Below are 23,041 nucleotides of genomic sequence, written 5' to 3' on the forward strand. Positions count from 1 at the left end.
ATCCTGCTTTGCCTTGGGCTTGCGGCATGTCAGATGTCGCTGCCGTTCAAGAAGGACACGCCGGACGCCGCCTCTGCCGGTGTGACGGCCCCGGCGGGCACGATCATGGGCGGGCCGATCACGGCCACACCGATCACGCCGGGTGGCAGCGCTGCGGGTGCTGCGCCTGTCGCGGCGCCAGCCCCGCCAGAACCCTTCCCATCCTCGATCGAAACGACGACCGAGGGTGGGGCCACGACCACTGTCGAGACCCTGCCCGCCGCAGCCGCACCTCCGCCGCCCGAGCCCAAGTCCGAGGCGCAGCTTGCCTGCGAGCGGCGCGACGGCACCTGGACGAGCGCGGGCAAAGGCTTCAAGTCCTGCGTTTACCGCACACGCGACGGGGGCAAGACGTGCCGGAAGGAAACCGACTGCGACGGGCTTTGCCTGGCGCGCTCGGGCACCTGTTCGCCCTACAAGCCGCTCTTCGGCTGCAACGAAATTCTCGATTCCATGGGCCGAAAGGTGACCCTTTGCATAGACTGACAATCCTGCCGCTGGTTCTGCTTGCGGCCTGCGGTGGCAAGCGCGATGGCATGCCCGAGAGCTTTCGGGATACGGACACGCCCATTTACTCCAACGCGGTCCTCGACCCGGCCGAGCTGGAGGGAACCTGGACCCAGGCCGCGACCTTTGCGCCCGAGGCCGGTGGTTGCAAGCCGGGAACGGTACGCTTTGGACGACCCGACGGCGGGGCGATCCCGGTGACGGCTGACCTGTGCCTGGGGGGCAAGTCGCAAAAGATCTCGGGCCGCGCCGCGATGCCGGTGCCGGGCCGGCTGGTGCCCGAAAGCGTGGGCAGCGCCGCCGTCGCCGACGGCATCGGTCAGGCGTGGTGGATCGTCTGGGCCGACGTGGATATGCGCACGCTGGTTATCGGCACGCCCTCGGGCGAAATGGGGTTCATCCTGAACCGTGACGGGCGGCTGCCCGCTGACCGGCTTGCCGCCGCGCGCGAGATCCTCGAATGGAACGGCTACGATCTGGAACGTCTGCAGACGTTCTAGGCCGTCAACCGCCGAAAGGTCGGCCGTGTGCCCGAGTTGTCGAAGAACGGCACGCCGGGTTGCGGCTGGCCCGCCAGTAGTGCCGCAACCTCTGCCAGAACCACTTCGGTGATGAATGGCAGGTCCAGACGACGCACCTCGGCCAGCGCAATCCAGTGCAGGTGCGAAAGCTCGTCAGCGGCGGCCGAGAAGTCATCGGGGTCGCCGGCGAGCGAGCCTGCATCGGCAAGAAAGAACCGCGCGTCGAACCGCCGGGGGCGGCCGGGCGGGGTGATCGCGCGGAAAATCAGCCGCAGGCCAGAGGCGTCGGGCACAAGACCGCGTGCGGCAAAACCGTGCCAGCCTTCGGGCGGCAACGGCCAGGCTCCGGATCTGCCGAGCGTCAGGCCAGTTTCCTCGAACAACTCGCGGATGGCGGCCACCGCCAATGCATGGGCCGATGGGACCGAGCCTGCCAGAAGGGCCGCGCTGTGATCGGGCAGGGGCGCGGCCAGCGGTACCTCAGCGTCGCCTGCATCGACCGCGCCACCCGGAAACACATACTTCGACGGCATGAACACGGCACCTGCGCCGCGCTGACCCATCAGCACCTCGGGGCTGCCGCCACGGCTTCGGGTCAAGATGATGCTGGCGGCAGGCCGGATCGGCGGGTCAGCCGTCACGCCCGAACCCGTGCATCCGCCGCGACCATTGCAGCGCCACGAAGGCGCCCTTGACCCTTGGCAAAAGCCAGAGCGTCATCGCAACCGTCATCACCGAAAAGACTGCAACCATGATCAGCGGATCGGGCTCCCAGCGGGTAAAGGCCCAAAGCATCAGCGGCGCCACGACATGGCCCACGATCAGGATCGTGATATAGGCCGGGCCGTCATCGGCGCGCTGGTGGTGCAGGGCCTCGCCGCAGACGGGGCAGCTTTCGCGCACCTTCAGATAGCCACGCAGCATGGGCCCCGATCCGCAACTGGGGCAACGCCGTTGCCAGCCCTTTTTCAAGGCGGGCACAAGCGGCCGGTCATCCTCGGGGGGCGAGGCGGTGCTCATCGTCTGCATGTCCATGTCTTTCCTGTCGCGCGAAGCGGCACAATAGGCACTTGGCGGCTGGCGTCAAAGGGGACATTCCGCCGCGGCGCCACAAACGTCGCGTTTTCGTGAACGTGGCCACCCGACGGAAAGCACCCGGTGCCGCGTTTGTCCCGTAACGGCGCCAGAAAGAGGGCGCGCCGTGACCCTTTACCCGAACCTCTACAGGAGACGGAAGATGACGAAACGGACAATTGGATATTCGCTGGCACTGGCCGCCGTGCTGATGGGCGGGCTTGGAACCGCTGCCTTGGCTGACCGTGGCCGGGGCATGTTTCCGATGCATGACGTGGATGCGGTGGGACCCTTCGACGGGCCGGGCTTTGACTTTGCCGCGATCGACGCGGACAAGGACGGCAAGCTGACCGAGGCTGAACTCAAGGCCTTTCGTGCCGCCCGGATCAAGACGGTCGATGCCGATGGCAATGGTGTGATCTCTGAGGACGAGCTGGTCGCCTTTCGCCTGAAGGAAGCCGAAGCAGCGATGCGCGGTCATGCCAAATTCGCGATGACGCGCCTGGATGTCGATGGTGACGGCGCAGTCAGCGTGACCGAGCTGCAGGCGGCCCCGAACCCGTCGCTGCGGATGTTTGAACGGGTCGACACCGATGGCGATGGAGCGATCTCGCAAGCCGAGCTTGATGCCGCAAAAGTCCGGATGGCCGAAATGCGCGAGCGTGGAGGCCATGAGGGTCGTGAGGGCAAAGGTATGCGCGGTCACGGTCACAAGATGATGCGTGGCGAGGGAATGCAGGGTGGAATGGGCATGCAGGGCGGAGGAATGGGCATGCAGGGCGGGCCCGGCATGCCGCCGCCGGATGCGCCTCAGGGCAACTGAGACAAAACCTGTCCCGCCCGGTGCTTGCCGGGCGGGGCTCTGAGGGTTAACCCTGCTGGATGACCATGGCCTTCGACGACCTTGCCGACCAGAGCGATGAGGCGCTGCTGCAGCTTTATGCACGCGGCGACCGTGCTGCGGCGCGCACGCTGGTGTTGCGGCTCTCGCCCCGTGTGCTTGGCTATGCCACGCGCCTTCTGGCGGACCGGGCCGAGGCCGAGGATGTCGCGCAAGAGGCGATGCTGCGTCTGTGGCGTATGGCCCCGGAATGGCGGACGGGCGAAGCGCAGGTCACGACCTGGCTTTACCGTGTTGTGACCAATCTGGTGACTGACCGTCAGCGTGCGCGCCAGCGGCGGCAGGCAACCACGCTGGATGATGCGCCCGAGGTGGCCGATGACGCCCCCGCCGCCGTCGCCCAGTTGATCGAGGCCGACCGGATGGCCGCGCTTGACCGCGCGCTGGACGGCCTGCCTGACCGGCAACGCCAGGCACTGATTCTGCGGCATATCGAAGGGATGTCGAACCCCGAGATCGCAGAGATCATGCAGATCGGTGTCGAAGCAGTGGAAAGCCTGACCGCACGCGCCAAGCGGGCACTCGCCTCGGCGCTTGGTGGCCAAAGAGAAGAACTTGGATATGCGGATGTGGAGGGCGGATCATGACGAAGAGGCTTTCCGGTGCCGATGGGTCCCATAAGGATGAGGGTGCGATGAATCCGAAGGATCTTGATGACCTGCTTGCTAGCGCGCGTCATACCCGCGCCGAGCCCTCGGCTGAGTTTCTGTCGCGCCTTCTGGTCGACGCCTATGCGAATATGCCCGAACCTGCCGCCGTTCCCGTGGTGCCTCCGCGCGTGGGGTGGAGGGCTGTGCTGCGTGGCTGGCTGAATGATTTCGGTGCGCCAGCGGCGGGTCTTGCCTGTGCAACGGCTGCAGGGCTCTGGATCGGCTTTGCGCAACCGGCCACGCTTGATCCGGTGACCGGCGCATTGACGCTGGCCGCAGCCTCGACCGATACGACCGAAGAAACCGTTGAGCTTATCCCACGTCTGGATACCTGGCTTGGGGAAGGATGATCATGACGACTGGACCGGAAATGCCCGAAGACGTGTCGCAAAAGCCGCCTGTTGCTGTCGCGACGGCGCCAGAGGCGCGGATCAAGCGCTGGCGCATGGCGTTTTTCGCCTCGCTCGCAGTCAATCTGCTGTTTCTCGGTGTCGTGGGGGGCGCGATCCTCAAGGGGCCGCCGCCGCGCATGTCGGGGGGCGATCCTGGTCTTGGCGCCTATGCCGATGCATTGGATGATGAGGATCGCAAGGCGCTGCGCATGGCGTTTCGCGGCAGTGAATCCTCGGTGCGTGAAGTGCGTCGTGCCATTGCTGAACAGCAGGCAGCGGTGATCGCCGCGCTGCGTGCCCAACCTTTCCAGCCTGAGGCGCTGGACAGCGCCTTGCAGCGCCAGCACACCACGATTGCCGACCAGATCGCACTTGGCCAGCAGATCCTGCGAGACCGTCTGGTTGCAATGACTGATGACCAGCGCGCCGCTTTTGCCGACCGGCTGGAGCACAGCCAGAAACGCAAGCGCGATGATCGCCACGGTGATCGGCCAGGCAAGCCTTGATCCGGGCGCGGTCTGGGCCTGGTCTTCTGGGCCTGATCTGCGCTCGTCAGGCGGCCTCGGGCCACAGCATGATCTGATTGCGCCCTTCGGACTTTGCGCGCAGCAAGGCGCGGTCAGCACGATCGAGGACGGCACTGCCGTCCTGCAGGTCTGACAGACTCTGGGCCAGTGCAACGCCGATCGAGGCGGTAACATGTGCCTCCGCGCCACCAGAAAGCCGCACCGGCTTGTCGCCGATGACACGGCGAAGACGTTCGGCGACCCTCTGGGCATCATCCGCCGCGCAGTCGGGAAGGACCACCAGAAACTCTTCCCCCCCGATGCGGGCCAGAAGGTCGGGCGCGCGCAGATTTTCGGTCAGGCGCCGTGCGATCTCGACCAGCACGGTATCGCCGCCAGCATGGCCGTGCCGGTCATTCACAGCCTTGAACCGGTCCAGATCCACCAGAAGCACCGCAAAACCTGCCGCAAGCTCATGCGCCCGCTGGGCAATCGTGGCGAGCCGCGACACGGCGTAGCGGCGATTGTAGAGCCCGGTCAGGGGATCGATCACCGCAAGGCGCAATCCGTCCTGCACCGACATGCGCACCCGGTCTGCCGACTGCTTGCGCCGCATAAGCCCGCGCAGGCGGAGGGCAAGCTCCTCCGTCGGCAGTCCTGCCGGAAGCACCTCGTTTGCGCCGATATCAAAGGCCACGGCCTGCTCGGCGCTATTGGGGGTCGACTGCATCAGCACGATCCCGGCATGGCGCGTCGCGGCATGGGACCGCAGTTCTGACATCAGTTGCAGCCCGCCGCCTGGCCCTCCCAGATCTGAGGCAATGATGAATATGTCGGCGGCGGCCATTTCCGGGGTCTGTTCAGCCAAGGTGTCGGTGCGCGACAGGACAACCATCCGGTCCTCGACCAGACATTTCAGTGCGTCATACCGCGCGTGGACATGATCGTTTCGATCCTGCACCAGCGCGATCGTGCCGGGCAGGGCGAATTCCGGCTGCGTCTCGGCAAGCCCGAGGGCGCGCAGGGTATCGTCGCGCTGGCCAAGTTCGGCCACCGCAGTCTGGGTGCGCAACAGGTTCCGGATGCGCGCCAGTACCACGGAATCGTCAACGCTGCGGGCAAGCACCTCATCCGCGCCCGCCATCAGGGCGGCGATCCGCGCCTCGGCCCCGCCACGGGCTGTCAGCGCGATGATGGGTACGGTACGGCTGCGGGCGTCGGCACGCAAAAGCCGCAGCAGCGCCGGGCCGGGCGGATTTTGCAGATCAAGGTTAAGAAGGATCAGGTCGGGTCGCAAATCCCGCAAGGCCAAACGGCAGGCGCGACCATCCGCCACCGCCAGTGTCTGATGGCATGCGGCCGCAAGCATCGCTTGCCAAGCGTCACGGTTCGTTGCCACATCGTCAACGATGAGGATACGACCAGCCATGCGAAACCTCGTTGGAAACTGTATGTTCACCAACCGAATTTGCGCAGTAAAGGTTAACAAAAGCTTTTGAATTGTTAATTCATCGGCGTGCAATGTGCGTTTCGCAGAGTTCAGGAACCGGAGATTGACTGATGCGGCAAGAATCCGCCGAGACACTCGCCCTGCAGGCCTTGGGGTGGCTCTTGTCACGCGACGATCTGGTGCCGCAATTCATGGCCGCCACCGGGGCTTCGCCGGACGATCTGCGCGCCCTGGCCGCCGATCCAGGATTTCTTGGCGCAGTGCTGGATTTCCTGCTGACCGATGATCAGATGGTGCAAGCCTTTGCCGGGGACGCGGGCCTCGCGCCGGATCTGCCGATGCGCGCGCGGGCAGCCCTTCCGGGCGGCATGGTTCCTGACTGGACCTGATCCGAGCCGTTGGCCCTTGCCTTTGGCTCTCGACGCAGGCCAATTAGCGCGCGGTCATAACATGCGGGCAGGACATCAAAAGCCATGATCAAGGCGCTCATCTTCGACAAGGACGGCACGCTTTTCGACTTCCGCCGCAGTTGGGGGGCCTGGGTCGAGGCGCTTTTGCCTGTGCTGACACCCGATGTCGGGCGGCAGGCGATCCTGTCCGAGGTTCTGGGCTATGACCGTGCACGGGGCGATTTTCTGCCCAGCAGTCCCGTCATCGCCGGAACCGCACACGAGATCGCAGAATCCCTCGTGCCGCATCTGCCGGGAGAAGCGGTCGAGACCCTGGCTGCCCGCATGAATGCGGGTGCAGCCGAGGCGCGGATGGTTCCGGCGGTGCCGCTGCGCCCGCTGTTTCTGACCTTGCGGGCGCGGGGCCTTTTGATCGGTCTGGCCACCAACGATAGCGAACTGCCCGCCCGCCGCCATCTTGAGGCGCATGACCTGCTCGATCTGTTCGACTTTGTTGCCGGCTACGATTCGGGCTTCGGCGGCAAGCCCGCGCCGGGGCAACTTCTGGCTTTTGCGGACCAGTGCGATCTGCACCCTACGCAGGTGGGCATGGTTGGGGACAGCCGGCACGACATGGTCGCGGCCGCCAACGCCGGCATGGCGCGCATCGCAGTGCTGACGGGCATCGCACTGGCTGACGAGTTGGCACCGCATGCCGATGTGGTCCTGCCCCATATCGGGGCGCTGCCGGACTGGCTCGATTCGTTGCCGCCCGCGTCAGCAGCAGGCAAAGCGGCGCATGGTGCAAAAGCGACATGATCAGGGTTCGCTGAGGGTCAGCGAAAGCCACGCACTTGCGACAAGCTGATCCCATGTGGCCAGATAGGGCGCAGGGACGACGACGGAGGGACGACCATGGCGGATGATACTGGCAGCAGCCGGAGCAAACCGGGGCCGCGCCCCCGCCCGCAGGTTCCGCCAGTTCAGATGCCTTGGGCGCCGCCGATCCTGCAGGATCGCCCGATTGACCCGCTTTCGCCCGAAAATGTGGTGCGGCTGGACGCGGCGGTTCGGCGCATCCTTTCAGACGTGGGCATTGACGTGCAATCGACCGAAGTCGCGCAGATCCTGCGTCAGGCCGGTTGCCGCGTCACAGGCACACTGGTCCGCATGGATGGCGACTTTCTGACCGAGATGCTGGCGCGCGCGCCGCGTCGGTTCGACATCATTCCGCGCAACCCGGACCGGACGATCACCGTAGGTGACGGGCATCTGCTGTTCGGCTCTGTCTCTTCACCACCCAATGCATGGGACATGGAACGGGGCAAGCGTCCGGGCGACCGGGCTGCGATGCGCGATCTGCTCCGTCTGTCGCAGCACTTCAACTGCATCCACTTTATCGGCGGCTATCCGGTGGAGCCGGCCGAGGTTCCTCCGTCCCTGCGCCATGTCGAATGCCTGGCCGAGATGCTGCGCCTGTCTGACAAGGCCTGCAACGTCTATGCGCTGAACGCGACGCAGGCTGAGGAATCCATGGAGATGGTGCGCATCGCCGCTGGCCTCTCGGCGGACGAATTCCGGCAGGCGCCCCGGATGTTCAGCAACATCAACTCGGTCTCACCCCTGAAGCATGACGGCGCGGTACTTGAGGCGGCCTTGCGCTTTGCGCGGGCGGGTCAGGCGGTATTTGTCACGCCATTTGCCGCTGCAGGGATTTCGGCGCCAACGACACCGGCCGGGGCGGTTGCGCTTTCGCTGGCCGAGGCGCTGTCGGCCATTGCGCTGCTGCAATACGCAAGTCCGGGCTGCCCTGTGGCGCTTGGCAGCTTTACCCCGACCGCCGACATGAAGTCGGGTGCGATGCTCTTTGCCACGCCCGAAAGCCTGCGAGCAACACAGATCGCCGGACAGATGGCCCGGCACTACGGGCTGCCACTGCGCGCCTCGAATGCCTGCAGCGCGCCTGTGCCTGATGGTCAGGCCATGTGGGAAAGTGCGGCGATGCTGTGGACTGCCGTGCGATCCGGCGCGTCGATCATCTATCACGCCGCAGGCTGGATCGAGGGGGGCATGTCGGCAAGCTGCGAAAAGTTCCTGATGGATTGCGAGGTGTTGCAGCAGATTCAGCGCTATTGTGCGCCCGGCTTGAACGACTGCGGCGACGAGGGCCTGTCGCTTGATCTGATTGCGCGGATCGGCCATGGGGGCCACTACTTCGGGCACGCCCAGACCGATGCGCAATCGCGCGATGCTTTCCTGCGTGGCTTTCTGTCAGACACCCGCTCGTATGAAAACTGGGCGCAGGATGGCGCCGTCTGGACGTCCGAGCGCGCGCACCGGATGGTGCCGCGGATGCTGGCGGATTGTGTCGATCCGCCCCTTCCCGAGGGCGCGCAGGATCAGCTTGACCGTTTCCTTGACGGGCGCAGACGGGCCGCGGGTGTGGCCGAACCCGCCTGAGCCGCGTCAGAATTTTGCGCGTGCGTCGGGCCTTTCGCGCGCGCGTCGGGGGCGATAGGCTGCGATCGGCGCAGGCAAAACCTGTCGCGCCCGGCGAAAGGAGCAGCCCATGATTGACCGGCCGATGGGACAACGGCTTGCCATGACGGCGACGGGGGCGTTGGCAGGCTTGTCCTTCTTCAATCTGGCCGAGGCGCTGAACCGTCAGCTTTTGCCCGACCGCGTGATCTTTGGTGCGATTGCCTGGGCGATGGTCTTCTTTGTCGGGGTCCTCGGCATGTCGGGAACGCTGCGCCTGCCGCGCGCGGCGGCAATGTCGGCGCTGCTCGCCACGCTGGTTGCGGGTCTTCTGGCGCTCGCCGGTCTACGCTTTGATCGTCCGGACCAACTTTTTGAGGGCGCGATTCCGGTGATATGTGTCGGTGTGTTGACCTTCGTGCCGCTGCCTTTCCTTATCGCGGCCAGTACAGGCAACTGGCGGGATTACCGGGTGTTATTCAGCGAAGCCTGGGCAATCCTGATCCGCTTTGCCGCTGCCGCACTGTTCGTGCTGCTGGTCTGGGCGGTTCTTGCGCTGAGCGATGCCTTGCTCCGAATGGTCGACGTAGAGGCCATGACGCCGCTGCTTGAGTCGCGCTTTGTCATGTCGGCGATTGTCGGCGCGACCTTCGGGCTTGGCGTGGCGATGGTTGACGAGCATGTGGAGGTCGTGGCGCCGACGCTTCTTTTGCGTCTTTTGCGGCTGTTCTTGCCTGTGGTTCTGGGTGTCGTTGGGGTGTTTCTTGGCGCACTCGCTACGCGTGGGCTTGAGGGGCTGTTCGGCGATCTGTCGACCGGCACCATGCTGCTGGTCATCACTGCCCTTTGCGCCACGCTGATTGCTGCGGCGGTCGACCAGTCCCCGACCGAGGCCAGTCGCAGTCGGATCATCCGCTGGTCGGCGATTGCGCTCTCAGCCCTTCTGGTGCTGCCTGCTGCCTTGGCCGCATGGGCTGTTGGGCTGCGTGTCGGGCAATATGGCTGGACACCTGATCGCATACTGGCCGCCTCGATTGCGGCTTTGGGGCTGGGCTATGGCATCCTCTACCTGCTGGCGGTGCTGCGCGGTCGCGGGTGGGAAGGGCGGATCCGTCAGGCCAATGTTACCATGGCGCTGGTGACGCTGGTCCTTGCCGCTACTCTGCTGACGCCCTTGATCGACCCGCAACGGATCTCGGCGCAGAGCCAGCTATCGCGCCTGAAATCCGGCATCATGGGGCCAGATCAGCTCGATCTGTCGGGGCTCATGCAATGGGGTCGTGCGGGCGAGGCCGTACTTGCCGAACTGGCCGTGATGGCGGCAGAGCCGGGGCGCGAGGCGCTGGCCGCGCGCCTTGCCGCCCGTGAGCGCCCGCCAGAGGCGACGCCGAAAGCCGAACCTGCGGTCGATCTGCGGGCAGAGCTGGTGGACAACATGACCTTGCGCCCCGCGACTGAAACCGCGATGCGCGACGCGGTGCTGGCCTCCCTCGACCGGGTCGAGCTGGCGAACTGGGTGCGTCAATGCACGCTCGGAACGCCGATCAACGGCAAGGCGCCCTGCGTCATGGTGGTTGGCAAACTCTGGCCGGACGCTGGAGGGCAGCAGGCGATTGTTGTGATCGCGGAACTTGATGGCTTCATCCGTACCGAAGGCTTCACTCGATCGGACGGGGTCGTCGCGCGCCGCAGTGTTGTGGCCTTCGGGATGCCCTCGCCAGATCAGGCGACCGGCATGCAGATGATCGAGGATCTGCAATCCGCCGACCCGGTGATTGCAGCGCCTGTGGTCAAGGCCCTGCGCGTCGGCGGGATCGACCTTCTGGTCGTGCCCTGAACGTGCTTCGGTAGGTCTTCGTTAACATCCGCCTCCTATGTTTCGGAAAACAGGGGGCTGCGATGCATGGGCTAATCAATCGATCGATCCAGTGCTTTCTGCGCGAAACCTTTGGCGCGGCCTTCTGGCAGCACGTCGCGCAGGAGGCGCGGCTCGGCATCGATGGGTTCGAAGCGATGCTCGACTATGACGATGCGCTCAGCGAAGCGGTGATCGCGGCGGCGGGCCGCCTGCTGGATCGCAGCCGCGATAGCCTGCTTGAGGATATGGGCACCTATCTTGTCACCGGGACCGGAGATCGGGGTCTGCGCCGTCTGTTGCGATTTGGCGGCCCCACCTTTGCTGACTTTCTCCACTCTCTGGACGAAATTCCTGACCGTGCCCGACTGGCGCTTCCCGATATCGAACTGCCGGCACTCGAGGTCGTCGAACATGCGGGCGCAAACCTGACGCTGTGGTGCCGCTTTCCGCTGTCAGGGGCAGGGCATGTCATCGTCGGGCTGTTGCGCGCGATGGCGGATGACTATGGCGCGCTCTGCCTTGTCGAGCACCGTGGAGAGGTTGCGGGGGCCGAAGTCGTGGGGGTAAGCCTCGCCGCTGCGGCCTTTGCCGCGCCGCGCCCCTTTGACCTTGCCATGCCGCCGGTGTGATCCCTTGATGTTGCCCGCCCTCGCCCCTTTCCCCAAAGGCCTTACGCAGGCCGCGCTCGATACACTCATGCCCATGCACGTGGCGCTTGACGCCGCCGGGCGCGTCCGCGCGACCGGCCCCACCATTGGCAGGATCGTCGAGGCCCCGTTCGGCGCGCCGTTCTTCGATCTCTTCGCAATCAGACGGCCGGAGGGGATAGGTGATCCCGCGACTTTACGGGCCCGCGCGGGAGAGCGGCTGTTTCTCAGGTCGCGCGGGGCGGAGGGGACCTTTCGAGGCGTCGCTGTGGCGGATGCAGAGGACGGGACGCTTGTGAACCTGTCCTTCGGGCCAGGGATAATCGAGGCGGTTCGACGATACGGTCTGACAGAGGCGGATTTCGCCGCCACCGATCTTGCGATTGAGCTGCTCTATGTCGTCGAGGCGAAATCGATGATCATGGAAGAGCTGCGAACCCTGAACGTTCGCCTGCGCGGCGCCAAGAACGAGGCAGAGCAACAGGCCCGCACCGACCCGCTGACCGGGGTACGCAACCGGCGCGCTTTCGACCTTGCCTTGGACGAAGTACTATCGGGTCAAGGCGCACGCCCCTTTGGCCTGATGCATGTGGATCTTGATTTCTTCAAGGCCGTCAATGACACGCTCGGGCACGCTGCCGGTGATGCGGTGCTACGCCACGTCGCGACCGTGCTTACGCAAGAGACGCGGACCTCTGACACCGTGGCGCGTATTGGTGGAGATGAGTTCATGGTCCTTCTGCCGAATGTGGCTGACCGCGCGCGTCTTTTCGAAATCGCCGAACGCGTCATCAGCCAGCTTAGCCAGCCTATCGATCAGTCCGGTAAACGATGTCAGGTCGCGGCGTCCGTCGGCCTCTGGTCTTCGGTGGGCGCACAAGGCCCGTTGCTGAACACCGAGATCCTCGCGCAGCTCGACGCCGCACTTTATGCAGCCAAACGACAGGGCAGGGCGCGGGCGTGCTTCGCACCGGATGGGTATGGCTCCGCTTGGCCATCACGTCCTTGACACCATAATGCCGGGGAAGTGAGCGGGACTGTTCATCATTCAACATTCCATCGCTTGCGTGGTTGCCGGATCACCGTAAACTGCGCCCAAACCATGATGGAGCTTTCAAGGTGATTTTCAGAAAGTCGATACTGCCAATTCTGGCTATTGTAGCGGTTGCCGGCCCGGCGCTTTCCGCGCCATGCAGCAATACCGGTGCCGAGTATGAATCGTGGAAGCCGGTCATGGCGCAGGAAGCAGCTGCCGCCGGTGTCGGTGAACGTGGTCTGGCGGCCCTGATGGGATCGAGCTACGCATCCAAGACGATTGCCGCTGATCGCAACCAGAAGAGCTTCAAGTATTCGCTCGACAAATTCCTGCAAGTGCGCGGCGCCGATACGATCATCGCGCAGGGGCGCAAGCGCAAGGCGGCCAGTGCCGGTTTCTATCAGTCGCTTGAGCAGCGATACGGCGTACCGGCTGGTGTGTTGATCGCCATTCACGGCATGGAAACCGGGTTTGGCAGCTTCATGGGCGACAGCAATGTGATCTCGGCGATTGCGACGCTGGCCTATGACTGTCGGCGCAGCGATTACTTCACCCCGCATCTGGTTGCGGCGCTGCAGCTTGTCGACATGGGTGTGCTGTCGCCAAAGTCGGTGGGTGCAAAGCACGGTGAGGTCGGCCATACCCAGTTCCTTCCAGGCAACGTGCTGCGTTACGGAATCGATGGCGACGGCGATGGTCGAGTTGACCTGACAAAACAGGCAGATGCCTTGGCTTCGACTGCGAACTTCCTGGCGCAGAAGGGATGGCGTCCAGGGGCCGGCTACCAGGAGGGTGAGCCCAACTTTGCCGTGATCCGCGAATGGAATGCGGCCAAGGTCTACCAGCAGGCCATCGCACTGATGGGCGCAAAAATCGACGCCTGATCCCGCTTTTTCCCCCTTGCACAGGTGGGGCGGCTGTCATAGATAGCCGCCTACCAACCGCGGCCCGTTCGTCTATCGGTTAGGACACCAGGTTTTCAACCTGGGAAGAGGGGTTCGACTCCCCTACGGGCTGCCAAGGTTCTCCCCATACACACCACGAATTCTTGCGACTTAAGTCGGCTCGCCAGAATTGGTGGGCAATCCCGTCGCGAAGACTGCGGTACTGCCCGATGGAGCGGGGGGCCTTGGTGGTTCCATTTCATTCGACACATCTGCGCCTGCATCTCTCGCCATCCGGTTCCGTCGTCTCTGTATGGTTCCAGTTTTAAGATGTTGCTCGGGTTGACGGCCGGAGGGAAAGAGGTTCCTGCGGCGCAAGATCGACCCTTCACGCCGAGCGCTAAAAGCAATTGGCACCGGCTCTCCTGTCCTGACAACGCCACGGTTCAACATCATGGAACCACTACCGGGAGCAGATGCTGCAAGACCGAAAAAACCGCTTGTCTGTCCCGAGGACCACAAATATACGGGTCGGCGGAGACGTGGCCGAGTGGTCGAAGGCACACCCCTGCTAAGGGTGCAGGCCCGGAAGGGTCTCGAGGGTTCGAATCCCTTCGTCTCCGCCATTTCCCTATTGCCGTGGAATTCGTATTGCGCTGATTTTGCGCGATATTTTTGCGAGTATAGCTGGAACTGGCTCTGCGCAACGCGCAATCTGCTGCACATTTTGCTGCACAAAGCGCTGCACGCAGACTTGAGAGGCAGGTGCAGGCTTGCTAGGGTCAGGACCCATTGATCGGCTTGAGGCCGCTCGGCCTGCGTGATTCAAGGCCCCGACCTGACGGGGGTGATGATGAGCAATCTATTCTGGCTGACAGATGAGCAGATGGAGCGGTTGAAGCCATTCTTCCTGAAGAGCCACGGCAAGCCGCGGGTGGATGATCTGCGGGTTTTGAGCGGCATAATCTTCATCAATCGCAATGTCTTGAGGTGGCGCGCCGCGCCGCGTGAGTATGGTCTGCCAAAGACACTCTATAACCGGTGGAAGCGGTGGGGGGACATGGGGGTCTTTGCCCTGATGATGGAGGGGCTGGCCCCGACAGGCACCGAGCTGAAGACGGTAATGATCGACGCGACCTATCTTAAGGCGCACCGCACGGCTTCGAGCCTGCGGGTGAAAAAGGGGGACCTGACGACCAGAGCGGGCGTTTGATCGGGCGGACCAAGGGAGGGCTGAACACCACATGGCATGCCGTCACGGACGCCAAGGGAAGGCCCCTGAAATTCTTCATGACTGCAGGCCAGGTCAGCGACTACACTGGAGCCGCCGCCTTTCTGGGCAGCTTGCCTGCTGCCGAATGGTTGATCGCGGACCGGGATTATGACGCCGACTGGTTCCGAGATGCGTTGAAAGACGAGGGATGCGCCCCTGTATCCCCGGTTGGAAGTCGCGCGGCAAAGCTGTCCGCTACGACAAGCGACGCTATCGCCGCCGCAACCGCATCGAGATCATGTTCGGCCGACTGAAAGACTGGCGCAGGGTCGCAACCCGATACGACAGGTGCGCCAAGACCTTCCTGTCCGCCGTCGCCCTCGCCGAAACCGTCATATTCTGGCTTTGACGATCAATGAGTCCGGACGCTAGAACGGGTCATCACACTAGTCGATGATATGGTAGCCGCCATCGACATAGATGACCTGTCCGGTCATGTGGCGGGCCGCATCGAGTGCCAGAAAGGCGCAGGTCGCGCCGACATCGTCGATCGTGACAAGGGCGCGGGCGGGTGCATCCGATTTGGCCTTGTCCAGCAGGGCGTCGAATTCGGCGATGCCGGATGCTGCCCGTGTCGCCAGCGGGCCAGGCGAGATGGCGTGGACACGGATGCCCTTTGGCCCAAGCTCGGCTGCCATATAGCGCACGGCGCTTTCCAGCGCGGCCTTGGCCACGCCCATGATATTGTAGTTCTCGACCACCATCTGCGCGCCGTAATAGGTCATGGTGAACAGGGTGCCGCCCTTCGTCATCAGCGGTTCGGCCAGATGCGCCATCCGCAGGAAGGACCAGCACGAGACGTCCATGGTCTTCAGAAACCCGTCGCGCGGGGCATCGGTCACACGCCCATGCAACGTATCGCGCGGTGAGAAGGCAATCGAATGGATCACGAAATCTAGCGCGCCCCAGTCTTGCGCGATACGGTCGAACACCGCCTCCATCTGGCCATCCTGCATGACATCGAGCGGCAGGAAGATCTCGGCGTCAACCTCTTGCGCCAATGGCTCTACATGCGGCTTTGCCTTGTCGCCCAGATAGGTGATCGCCAGTTCAGCCCCAAGCGCCCGGAAGGCGCGCGCGCAGCCCCATGCGATGGACTGATCATTCGCGATGCCGACAATCAGGCCACGTTTGCCCTCAAGAAGTTTGGCCTTTGCGGTGGGAAGCGTCATTTCGGTCTCCAGGTCAATGGGGCGTGTCAGTCCAGCAATGCAAGCGTCTGGCGGGCGATCATCAGTTCTTCGTCGGTGGGAATGACCATCAGGCGCAGCTTTGAGCCGGGGGTCGAGATCACCATCTCGTTCCGCTCATTGGCCGCAGCATCCAGTTCTGCGCCCAGCCAGCCGATACGTTCCGCGATGCGCGTACGCACCTGCGGCGCGTTCTCGCCAATCCCTGCGGTGAAGACCAGCGCATCCAGCCCACCCAGGGCCGCCGTCAGACCTCCGATACTGATGGCGCACCGGTGGACGAAGTGATCGATTGCAAAGGCTGCGCGCGGGTCAGTGCTGACCAGCAGGTCGCGCATGTCGTTCGACACCCCCGACAGGCCCTTCAGCCCCGACTGCTTGTAGAGAAGGTCTGAAACCTCGGCCGCGCTCATGCCCTTTTGGTCAATGAGGTAGAGAACAACGCCTGGATCAAGCTGGCCGGGGCGCGTGCCCATTGGCAGGCCGTCCAGCGCCGTGAACCCCATGGTGCTTTCGACGCTGCGCCCTCCGCGGATCGCGCACATCGACGCACCTGACCCCAGATGCGCCACGATGATGCGGCCCGCGCTCAGGTCGGGCGCCACCGTCTGCAGACGGTTGGCGATGTATTCGTAGGACAGGCCGTGGAACCCGTAGCGCCGGACACCTTCGTCATAAAGCGCCGCCGGAATTGCGTAACAATCGGCAACGGGCGCATGGCCCCGGTGAAAGGCCGTGTCGAAACAGGCGACCTGCGCCATGTCGGGGGCTGCCGCCATGACCATGCGGATGGGGGCAAGGTTGTTGGGTTGATGCAGCGGCGCCAGATCCTCAAACCGTTCGAGCCGTTTCAGCACATCGGCGTCGATCCGCACCGCGCGGTCATAATCCGGGCCGCCATGCACGACACGATGGCCGATGGCGCGCAGCGTCATGCCCTCGGCGTGCTCGACAAGCCACTGGCGCAGGCGCCCTGTCGCCGCAGCGAGATCCGGAATTTCGGCGGCAGGGTAAGACTGATCGAGCAGTGCCGCACCATCCCTGTCCGCCACGCGGAACCGGGGATGCACACCGATCCCGTCGATCTGACCCTTGTACAGCCGTTCAGGGCCGGCGGGTGTGATGTCGAAGATCTGGAACTTGAGGCTGGAGGAGCCGGCGTTCAGGACAAGGATGACATCCATGGATCAGACCCTTGGCACCGCGGCCTTGGCGCGGCGCGCGGCGGCGAGGATATTGCCCACGGCGGCCGAGGCGAGCCGGGTGCGTACACTATCGGCCCGGCTGGTCAGGATCACCGGCACGCGGGCGCCCAGAACGATGCCCGCGGCATCGGCATGCGCCATGAAGGTCAGGTTCTTGGCCAGCATGTTCCCGGCCTCCAGATCCGGCACGACAAGGATCTGCGCGCGCCCAGCGACGGGGCCGTTGATGCCCTTGATGCGTGCGGCCTCGGGGTCAATTGCATTGTCAAAGGCCAGGGGGCCGTCCAGCGTTCCCCCGGTGATCTGTCCCCGGTCGGCCATCTTGCAAAGTGCTGCCGCCTCGATGGTTGAGGGGATCTTGGTCGTCACCGTTTCAACGGCCGAGAGGATGGCCACGCGGGGCTCTGCGTTGCCCAGGGCGTGGCACAGGTCAATCGCGTTCTGGATGATGTCGCGCTTGGTCTCGAGGTCGGGAAAGATGTTGATCGCCGCATCGGTGATGAAGAGGGTCTCTTCATGTCCGGGGACGTCCATGATGAAGACATGGCTGATCCGCCGCCCCGTGCGCAGACCCGTCGCCGAGGAGGTGATCTCATGCATCAACTCATCAGTGTGCAGGCTGCCCTTCATCAGAAGTTCGGCCTTGCCTTCGCGGATCATCGCAACGGCAAGCGCCGCTCCGGCCTCGCTGTTGGGCGCGGACACGATCTCGACCCCGGTCAGGTCAAGCCCGCACTGGCTGGCCACGCCGCGGATGCGCGCTTCGGGCCCGACAAGAATGGGCACGATCAGCCCGGCATCGCGGGCCTCCAGCGCCCCGGCCAGAGAGCTTTCGTCGCAGGGATGCACGACCAGCGTGGTCGCGGCCGGAAGGTCATTCGCGGCATCGATCAGCAGGTCATACTTTGCGTGGCTCGTCGGTTCCTGTGCGGTCATGCGTCATTCCCTTTGCGGCATCGAATGCGATTACGGCGTTTTGGTCCCTGCTGGTCGCGCCTTGACCGGTGTGATGCGGGGCTCGGGGTCGAAAATGCCCTCAACCCTATGCATCCGTTCGGCCACCTCTCCCTCCAGCGGGCCTGTGCCCTCAAGGATATGCCGGATAGTGTCGATCGTCGCGCGGCGGGGGGCGCTGTCTTCGGGCAAGAGGTCGGGCAGCGCGGCCATTGCGGCCTCTTCATTGATCTTCAGCATCAGGAACTGACGCCGGACAATCTGCTTGAATTCTGAAAGGCTCAGCCCGGAACTGCCGGTCTGGCTCTGCCGAAGCCGGCGGATCACCTCGAATCCGCGCTCATCCACGGCGGCGCGGGGCAGGCCCACATAGATCAGCGCCCGGATCGCAGCCTCGCGCAGCCCCCCCTTGCTGAAATCGACGCGCAACTCGTCGACCTTTTGGCGAACCAGCTCGGCATGCAAGGGGCTTTTCGCGGCGCGGCGGGGCCGCTTGTCCGAGGCCGTATCGACGCCAAGCGCGGTTTGCAGGGCGGGCGAGCCATAGATGCGGTGGAAGGCATCCTCTGCCGATCGCTCTGCCATCTTCCGAAAATCTTCAAGCCCCGTGACGATCGCGTCCGAAAGCTTTGCCTGCCAGGCGAGGAAAGGGTTCTCGGGGTCGGCCTGCTTGCGATCTTCGCGCACCTTTTCGGCCGATGACGCGACCCAGGCCATGAAGGGGTTTGCCGGCCCGAAGACATCATACTGCAGACGCAACGGATGCATCCGCTTCATCGTCTCGGCCACGGCCGGGGTGACCATGGCCTTGACGACCGGCTGGGCGAATGTGCGGTACAGCGCGAGGTTGAGCTCGGATGCGCGCGCGGCGGCGGCGAACATGCGCTCGTCCTCGATGGAGTTGCCACCAAGGGCGCGGATGTCGTCAAGCGTCCGTGCCTCGCAACGCATGACCCATTCTCCGGTCGCAAGGCCGCTTGCGTCGGCCTCACGCGGGGTCAGCACCGCCTCGTAGAGGCCGGGTGGAAGTATGTCGATCAGATCGATGTTCGAGGCAAACTCGTCATGTTCCTTCCGCGCGACGCCGGCCGAGACGAAGATGCCAAGGTGGCCGATGCTATCGTGGATGGTGTAGACAATGGTCTGACCATGGGCGCGGATTTCGTCCACGCTGTCATAAAGGTCAAGGATCCAGTCCAGCGCCTGCTGCGGCGGGGTGATGTTGTCACCCTTGGAGCAGAAAACCACGATGGGCGAGCGGATGTTGCGCAGATCGATGCTGGTGCCGTCAGAAGTACGGATCTCGCCCGCCGCCAGCTTGTTGCCGACGAAAAGCTCATCGACGATGAACTGCATCTCCTCGGCATTCAGCGAAACATGACCGCCCCACCACTTCTCGAACCCCAGATAGCGGTCGGCCTCGGTGTCGATCTTGGAGTAGAGGTTGTATTGCTTGGACCAGAGCGTGTTTGCCGGGTTCTGGTTCTCGAAATTGCTGACAAGCCAGGCGCCGTCAAAGACGCCCGCACCCAAGTCACCAGCAAGCGCAGTCAACCAGCTGCCGCCCAAGAGGCCGCCGGAATAGCGCATCGGGTACTGCCCGCGTACCCCTGCCCAATATGACAGGGGCGAGCCCGCGACGATAATCGGACCGAAGAGCTCGGGGCGCAGCGCCGCCAGCATCATGACAGCCCAGCCCGCCTGGCAGTTGCCGATTACGCAGGGCTTGCCGTCGGCCTCGGGGTGCAGGGTGATGACATGTTCCAGAAACTCTGCCTCGGCGCGGGCAACGTCCTCGATGGTCTGCCCTGGCACCGGATCGGGCAGAAACCCCACGAAATAGCACGGATGCCCCGCCCGCATTGCGACGCCGATCTCGCTGTCGGCCTTGAAGCCGCCGATGCCCGGCCCATGGCCCGCGCGCGGGTCCACAACCACGAAGGGCCGTTTGCGCGCATCAAGGATGATGCCCTCGGGTGGCAGGATGCGGACCAGCAGATAGTTGACCGGACGTTTGAGGCGACGCCCGTCGCAGACAAGCTCGGCCCTGAAGTCGAGCACGTTCGGCACGGCCTCGGCGTTATGGGCGGCAGACTGCGCGGACCTTTGGCGCATCACGTCCAGAAACAGGATCGCGCGCTGGCGTGCATCGGCCAGATAGCCCATGGCATCGGCGGGGGTGGGAAGCTCTGACATCGCTGATCTCCTTGCTGATCCGACTCAGCACCAAGTCACGTTCCGTGCGCCTTCAATTGCCCCGGCGTGCATCGGGTCGGCCATGACCCAGATCAAGCCCGGACCGATACCTGACGTTTCCCCTGCCACTTCTTCAGGCCCATGACCGAGGTCAGGCATAGACGGGTATCAGTCTTGCTAATGTTAGGCGAAACTGACGGCTCCGTCGCTCAGTTTTGCCGCTCCAATTGGCGGGCGTGGGCGAAGAAGACTTACACCAGCGTGGAACTCCGCCAGTCTTGCGGGCAGATCAACGCCTCTTTCATCATCATCTGGTCCTTCGGATCCAGTCGAATCGGGACCAGCCCGTGGTCCTCGTCAAACTCGGCCAGCGAAACAGAACCGATACTTGGGCCAGAAGCCACGATCTCGCGCTTTTCGGCCACGGTCGCAGGCCTAGGGTCCACACCCGCAGACTTAGCCGCGACTTCCAGCTTCATCCGTGTCCTGGAGCCGCGTTATCAAAGTACCAGCAGGTATTCTGCCAGTCGCGCGAAGGTCAGGCGCCTTGTCCGCGTAATGGCCGTAAAGACTGCTGACAACCGTTTCGGCGTTTCCGGTGCAGGCCGAAATGCGCACGCCCGGATATCGCTGCCGGAAGCCGTGACCCTCGGTGCCCATTTATCTTGCCGAGGCCGTGTCGGGGATGATCGACCACGACATCGAACGGGCGGCAAACAACTGCGCTGCAATCCTGCAAGAATGTTGAGGGTCTTCGGCAGACCATACAGCCCCAGCGTATTGCTCCACCACAAGTGATTGTTATCAAACGATATTATACCATCCAAGGCCCCGTGGTCATCTGCCCGCGCCAGCCGCGCGTCTGTGGGCCAGAAAAGGTTTCTCATCCGTCAGTCTGCTCGCGGAGGCCGAATCATGCCGTAGACACAAGGTCGATGGGTCCGGGCCCTAGGCGTGTGGGCGTCGGCTCACCGCCTTGCTTGCGCGGGTCAGGCCGTGGCGGGCCATCCGGCGATGGATCGTGGTGCGGTCAACGCCAAGCGCCTCGGCCACGGCCGAGATATTCCAGCCGTGCTGGTTCAGCACATGGCGCAACATGGCCGGGGTATCGGCGCGAGGGGTGGGGCCAACGTCCCACAACTCTGGCGGAAGCTGCGCCAGACCCAGATGAACGCCCGAGGCAGGGCAGGGGGCGTAGCTTGTGGCGATGGACTGGGCCATTGCTTCCAGTTCGTGCAGGTTGCCCTGCCACGGATGGCGGGTCAGGGCAGAGGCAGCGGCGGTTTCGAAGGTGACGGGGCAGCCGAGTGCCTGACCAAAGACCCGCCCTGCCAAGGATACCAGGTCCTGCCGCTGTGCCAACGGGGGCAGGGTCAGCCGATACCCCGAAAGGCGGTGAAACAGATCGCGCCGCAGGCTGTCGGTCTGTGCTGACCCACGACTGGTGACGATCACGCGCGCGGTCGTGGTCCTTTCGCGCAGCGCGCCAACCGGACGGAAGCGGCGCTCGGCGATCAGGCTGACAAGCCGTGCCTGCAGGCGCGGGGGCAACTCTTCGAGATTGTCGAGCACAAGCGTTCCGCCCTCGGCCGAGGCGATGAGGCCCGCCTCATGTCCACGCGCGTCGCCGCGACCGAACAGCACCGCCGCTTCGTCTTCCCCGATTGTCTCGCAGGCAATGGTGACGAACGGCCCACGTCTGCCAGTCGCGTGGATTGCCCGCGCAAGCGTCGACTTGCCGCACCCGCTTGGGCCTTCGATCAAAAGGGGCACATCGCGAGGCGCCAGCGCTGCAGCCTGTTCCGCGATCCGGCGCATCACCGGATCATCGCCTGCAAGCTGGCGCAGTTCGGGCGACAGGGTCCGCGCGGGTTCGGCCCGTGGCGCGGGGGTGCGGCGCGGTTCGATGGCATGGGCAAAAAGACGATAGCCGTCACGGGTTTCGATCAGCCGGTCGCGTGCGGCATGCTGTCGGGTCAGCCCCTCAAGCGTGTCGATGTCCAGATCAAACACCTCTGACACATGGCGACCGATCAGCGTAGGGCCGTGGCGCCAGTCCTGACCCAGAACCCGCGCCATCAGTCGCGCGGCACCATTGGTCATGCCGATCACGCGGCCCCCTGCATCAAGCCGCAGTGCTGCCTGCGGGTCGACATCCAGAAAGTCGGGGCTTCCCGCCAGCCGCAGCACCCAATCGGCGCGGCTTTCGGCCATGATGTTCGCCATCTCGATCCGCCGCGCGGTCTGCCGCACGAGGTTGAGTGCGAGCAATTGGCTGGTGCGCGCCACGGGCGAGGACAGGAGCGAGATATCCAGCACTGCCGCCAGTCGTCCGGCCGTGTCATAGATCGGTGCGGCGGTGCAGGACAGTCCGCCATGCGTGACGTCGAAATGGTCGCTCTGGTGGATGATCAGCGGCTCGCCCGTCTCGATACAGGCGCCAAGGGCACAGGTGCCCGCCCGCGCCTCGGACCATTCCGCGCCGAGGTAGAGACCAGACCTGCGCAGTTCGGCCTTGTGGCTTTCCTCGCCAAGATACTCGACGGTCACGCCGCAGCCATCGGACAGAAGCAGGACATAGTTCTGGCCCGCGACAAGGCGGTAGAGGTCATCGATCCCCGACCGTGCGATGCGGATCAGATCCTCGGACCGCTGGCGATGCTGGCGCAGGGCGGCGTCCGGCACGATATAGGCCTCGGACCGCGCCGTCGGGTCGAGCCCGTGCTTCTCAAGGCAGCGCAGCCAGCTTTCCACGACGATGGGATCACGGCTTTCGCTGCCGTGCTGTGCGACGATCTCGATCTCGCGGATGTGCTCGACATCGGTCTGCATGGGTGCCCTCCGGCCCGGCCCCTGAAGGGGCGGACCCGCGTGATCCTAGCCCACATTCC

General features: G+C 64.2%; 22 protein-coding genes, 2 tRNA genes and 1 pseudogene. 16 read left to right on the top strand and 9 right to left on the bottom strand.

Going from position 1 to position 23,041, the window contains the following annotated elements; translation table 11 throughout:
• Positions 1–33: 33 nt before the first annotated feature.
• Both FQU74_RS03810 and FQU74_RS03815 read left to right on the top strand, forming a co-directional pair.
• Positions 34–525 carry a hypothetical protein gene (locus FQU74_RS03810; RefSeq protein WP_206664996.1) on the top strand — a complete coding sequence of 164 codons (492 nt, stop codon included), beginning with the start codon at positions 34–36 and terminating at the stop codon, positions 523–525.
• Complete coding sequence (locus FQU74_RS03815; RefSeq protein WP_146285103.1) at positions 513–1,046, top strand: lipocalin family protein; 534 nt, start codon at positions 513–515, stop codon at positions 1,044–1,046. Before FQU74_RS03810 ends, FQU74_RS03815 begins: the two co-directional genes overlap by 13 nt.
• On the opposite strand, the gene FQU74_RS03820 is transcribed toward FQU74_RS03815, so the two are convergent.
• Together FQU74_RS03820 and FQU74_RS03825 are read right to left on the bottom strand one after the other, a co-directional pair.
• Positions 1,043–1,630 carry an NUDIX hydrolase gene (locus tag FQU74_RS03820; RefSeq protein WP_229704354.1) on the bottom strand — a complete coding sequence of 196 codons (588 nt, stop codon included), beginning with the start codon at positions 1,628–1,630 and terminating at the stop codon, positions 1,043–1,045. The two genes, FQU74_RS03815 and FQU74_RS03820, sit on opposite strands and share 4 nt — an antisense overlap.
• 67 nt (positions 1,631–1,697) lie before the next feature.
• Positions 1,698–2,096 (bottom strand): DUF983 domain-containing protein, encoded by a 399-nt coding sequence (locus tag FQU74_RS03825; protein WP_146285105.1) that lies wholly within the window; start codon positions 2,094–2,096, stop codon positions 1,698–1,700.
• Positions 2,097–2,304: 208 nt separating this feature from the next.
• Between FQU74_RS03825 and FQU74_RS03830 the strand changes: the two genes are divergently transcribed.
• Genes FQU74_RS03830 through FQU74_RS03845 form a run of 4 tightly spaced genes read left to right on the top strand, consistent with a single transcriptional unit; the run spans position 2,305 to position 4,590 of the window.
• Positions 2,305–2,964, top strand: a complete 660-nt coding sequence (locus FQU74_RS03830) for an EF-hand domain-containing protein (protein ID WP_146285106.1) — start codon at positions 2,305–2,307, stop codon at positions 2,962–2,964.
• A gap of 59 nt (positions 2,965–3,023) precedes the next feature.
• On the top strand, positions 3,024–3,629 hold the full coding sequence (locus FQU74_RS03835; RefSeq protein ID WP_146285107.1) for an RNA polymerase sigma factor: 606 nt from the start codon (positions 3,024–3,026) through the stop codon (positions 3,627–3,629).
• Positions 3,626–4,042: a dihydroorotate dehydrogenase gene (locus tag FQU74_RS03840; protein ID WP_146285108.1), complete on the top strand. Its 417-nt coding sequence runs from the start codon at positions 3,626–3,628 to the stop codon at positions 4,040–4,042. The genes FQU74_RS03835 and FQU74_RS03840 overlap by 4 nt, the downstream gene beginning before the upstream one ends.
• 2 nt (positions 4,043–4,044) lie before the next feature.
• Positions 4,045–4,590: a periplasmic heavy metal sensor gene (locus tag FQU74_RS03845; RefSeq protein WP_158635525.1), complete on the top strand. Its 546-nt coding sequence runs from the start codon at positions 4,045–4,047 to the stop codon at positions 4,588–4,590.
• 46 nt (positions 4,591–4,636) lie between these two features.
• Here FQU74_RS03845 and FQU74_RS03850 read toward each other — a convergent pair whose 3' ends face one another.
• Positions 4,637–6,019: a diguanylate cyclase gene (locus FQU74_RS03850; protein WP_146285110.1), complete on the bottom strand. Its 1,383-nt coding sequence runs from the start codon at positions 6,017–6,019 to the stop codon at positions 4,637–4,639.
• A 131-nt stretch (positions 6,020–6,150) separates the two neighbouring features.
• Between FQU74_RS03850 and FQU74_RS03855 the strand changes: the two genes are divergently transcribed.
• The 10 genes and pseudogenes from FQU74_RS03855 to FQU74_RS03900 all read left to right on the top strand — a co-directional run bounded on the left by FQU74_RS03855 (position 6,151) and on the right by FQU74_RS03900 (position 14,954).
• A complete protein-coding gene (locus FQU74_RS03855; RefSeq protein ID WP_146285111.1) occupies positions 6,151–6,429 on the top strand; it encodes a DUF3572 domain-containing protein in 279 nt (92 codons plus the stop codon).
• A gap of 84 nt (positions 6,430–6,513) precedes the next feature.
• Positions 6,514–7,248, top strand: a complete 735-nt coding sequence (locus FQU74_RS03860) for an HAD family hydrolase (RefSeq protein WP_146285112.1) — start codon at positions 6,514–6,516, stop codon at positions 7,246–7,248.
• 96 nt (positions 7,249–7,344) lie between these two features.
• Positions 7,345–8,889, top strand: a complete 1,545-nt coding sequence (locus tag FQU74_RS03865) for a trimethylamine methyltransferase family protein (RefSeq protein ID WP_146285113.1) — start codon at positions 7,345–7,347, stop codon at positions 8,887–8,889.
• Positions 8,890–8,998: 109 nt separating this feature from the next.
• Complete coding sequence (locus FQU74_RS03870) at positions 8,999–10,744, top strand: DUF4153 domain-containing protein (protein ID WP_146285114.1); 1,746 nt, start codon at positions 8,999–9,001, stop codon at positions 10,742–10,744.
• Positions 10,745–10,806: 62 nt separating this feature from the next.
• Positions 10,807–11,394 (top strand): heme NO-binding domain-containing protein, encoded by a 588-nt coding sequence (locus tag FQU74_RS03875; RefSeq protein WP_146285115.1) that lies wholly within the window; start codon positions 10,807–10,809, stop codon positions 11,392–11,394.
• A gap of 7 nt (positions 11,395–11,401) precedes the next feature.
• Positions 11,402–12,421, top strand: a complete 1,020-nt coding sequence (locus FQU74_RS03880; protein WP_146285116.1) for a GGDEF domain-containing protein — start codon at positions 11,402–11,404, stop codon at positions 12,419–12,421.
• 113 nt (positions 12,422–12,534) lie between these two features.
• Positions 12,535–13,332 (top strand): lytic murein transglycosylase, encoded by a 798-nt coding sequence (locus tag FQU74_RS03885; RefSeq protein WP_146286197.1) that lies wholly within the window; start codon positions 12,535–12,537, stop codon positions 13,330–13,332.
• A gap of 61 nt (positions 13,333–13,393) precedes the next feature.
• A tRNA-Glu gene (locus FQU74_RS03890) sits at positions 13,394–13,468 on the top strand.
• 400 nt (positions 13,469–13,868) lie between these two features.
• Positions 13,869–13,958: transfer RNA gene (locus FQU74_RS03895), tRNA-Ser, on the top strand.
• Positions 13,959–14,185: 227 nt separating this feature from the next.
• Positions 14,186–14,954 (top strand): annotated as a pseudogene (locus tag FQU74_RS03900) (IS5 family transposase).
• A 37-nt stretch (positions 14,955–14,991) separates the two neighbouring features.
• Here the strand turns inward: FQU74_RS03900 and fabI are convergent.
• The 6 genes from fabI to FQU74_RS03930 form a co-directional block, all read right to left on the bottom strand.
• A complete protein-coding gene (fabI, locus tag FQU74_RS03905) occupies positions 14,992–15,777 on the bottom strand; it encodes an enoyl-ACP reductase FabI (RefSeq protein ID WP_146285117.1) in 786 nt (261 codons plus the stop codon).
• Between the two features lie 26 nt (positions 15,778–15,803).
• Complete coding sequence (locus FQU74_RS03910; protein ID WP_146285118.1) at positions 15,804–16,979, bottom strand: acetate/propionate family kinase; 1,176 nt, start codon at positions 16,977–16,979, stop codon at positions 15,804–15,806.
• Positions 16,980–16,982: 3 nt separating this feature from the next.
• A complete protein-coding gene (locus FQU74_RS03915; protein ID WP_146285119.1) occupies positions 16,983–17,936 on the bottom strand; it encodes a phosphate acetyltransferase in 954 nt (317 codons plus the stop codon).
• Between the two features lie 30 nt (positions 17,937–17,966).
• A complete protein-coding gene (locus FQU74_RS03920) occupies positions 17,967–20,150 on the bottom strand; it encodes a DUF3141 domain-containing protein (RefSeq protein ID WP_146285120.1) in 2,184 nt (727 codons plus the stop codon).
• A gap of 251 nt (positions 20,151–20,401) precedes the next feature.
• Positions 20,402–20,629, bottom strand: a complete 228-nt coding sequence (locus FQU74_RS03925) for a hypothetical protein (RefSeq protein WP_146285121.1) — start codon at positions 20,627–20,629, stop codon at positions 20,402–20,404.
• A gap of 469 nt (positions 20,630–21,098) precedes the next feature.
• Positions 21,099–22,982 carry a sigma-54-dependent Fis family transcriptional regulator gene (locus FQU74_RS03930; protein ID WP_146285122.1) on the bottom strand — a complete coding sequence of 628 codons (1,884 nt, stop codon included), beginning with the start codon at positions 22,980–22,982 and terminating at the stop codon, positions 21,099–21,101.
• Positions 22,983–23,041 lie beyond the last annotated feature (59 nt).

Origin of the sequence: Gemmobacter aquaticus (genome assembly GCF_007859075.1) — a bacterium.
In the GTDB taxonomy this organism is placed as follows: Bacteria; Pseudomonadota; Alphaproteobacteria; order Rhodobacterales; family Rhodobacteraceae; genus Gemmobacter; species Gemmobacter aquaticus.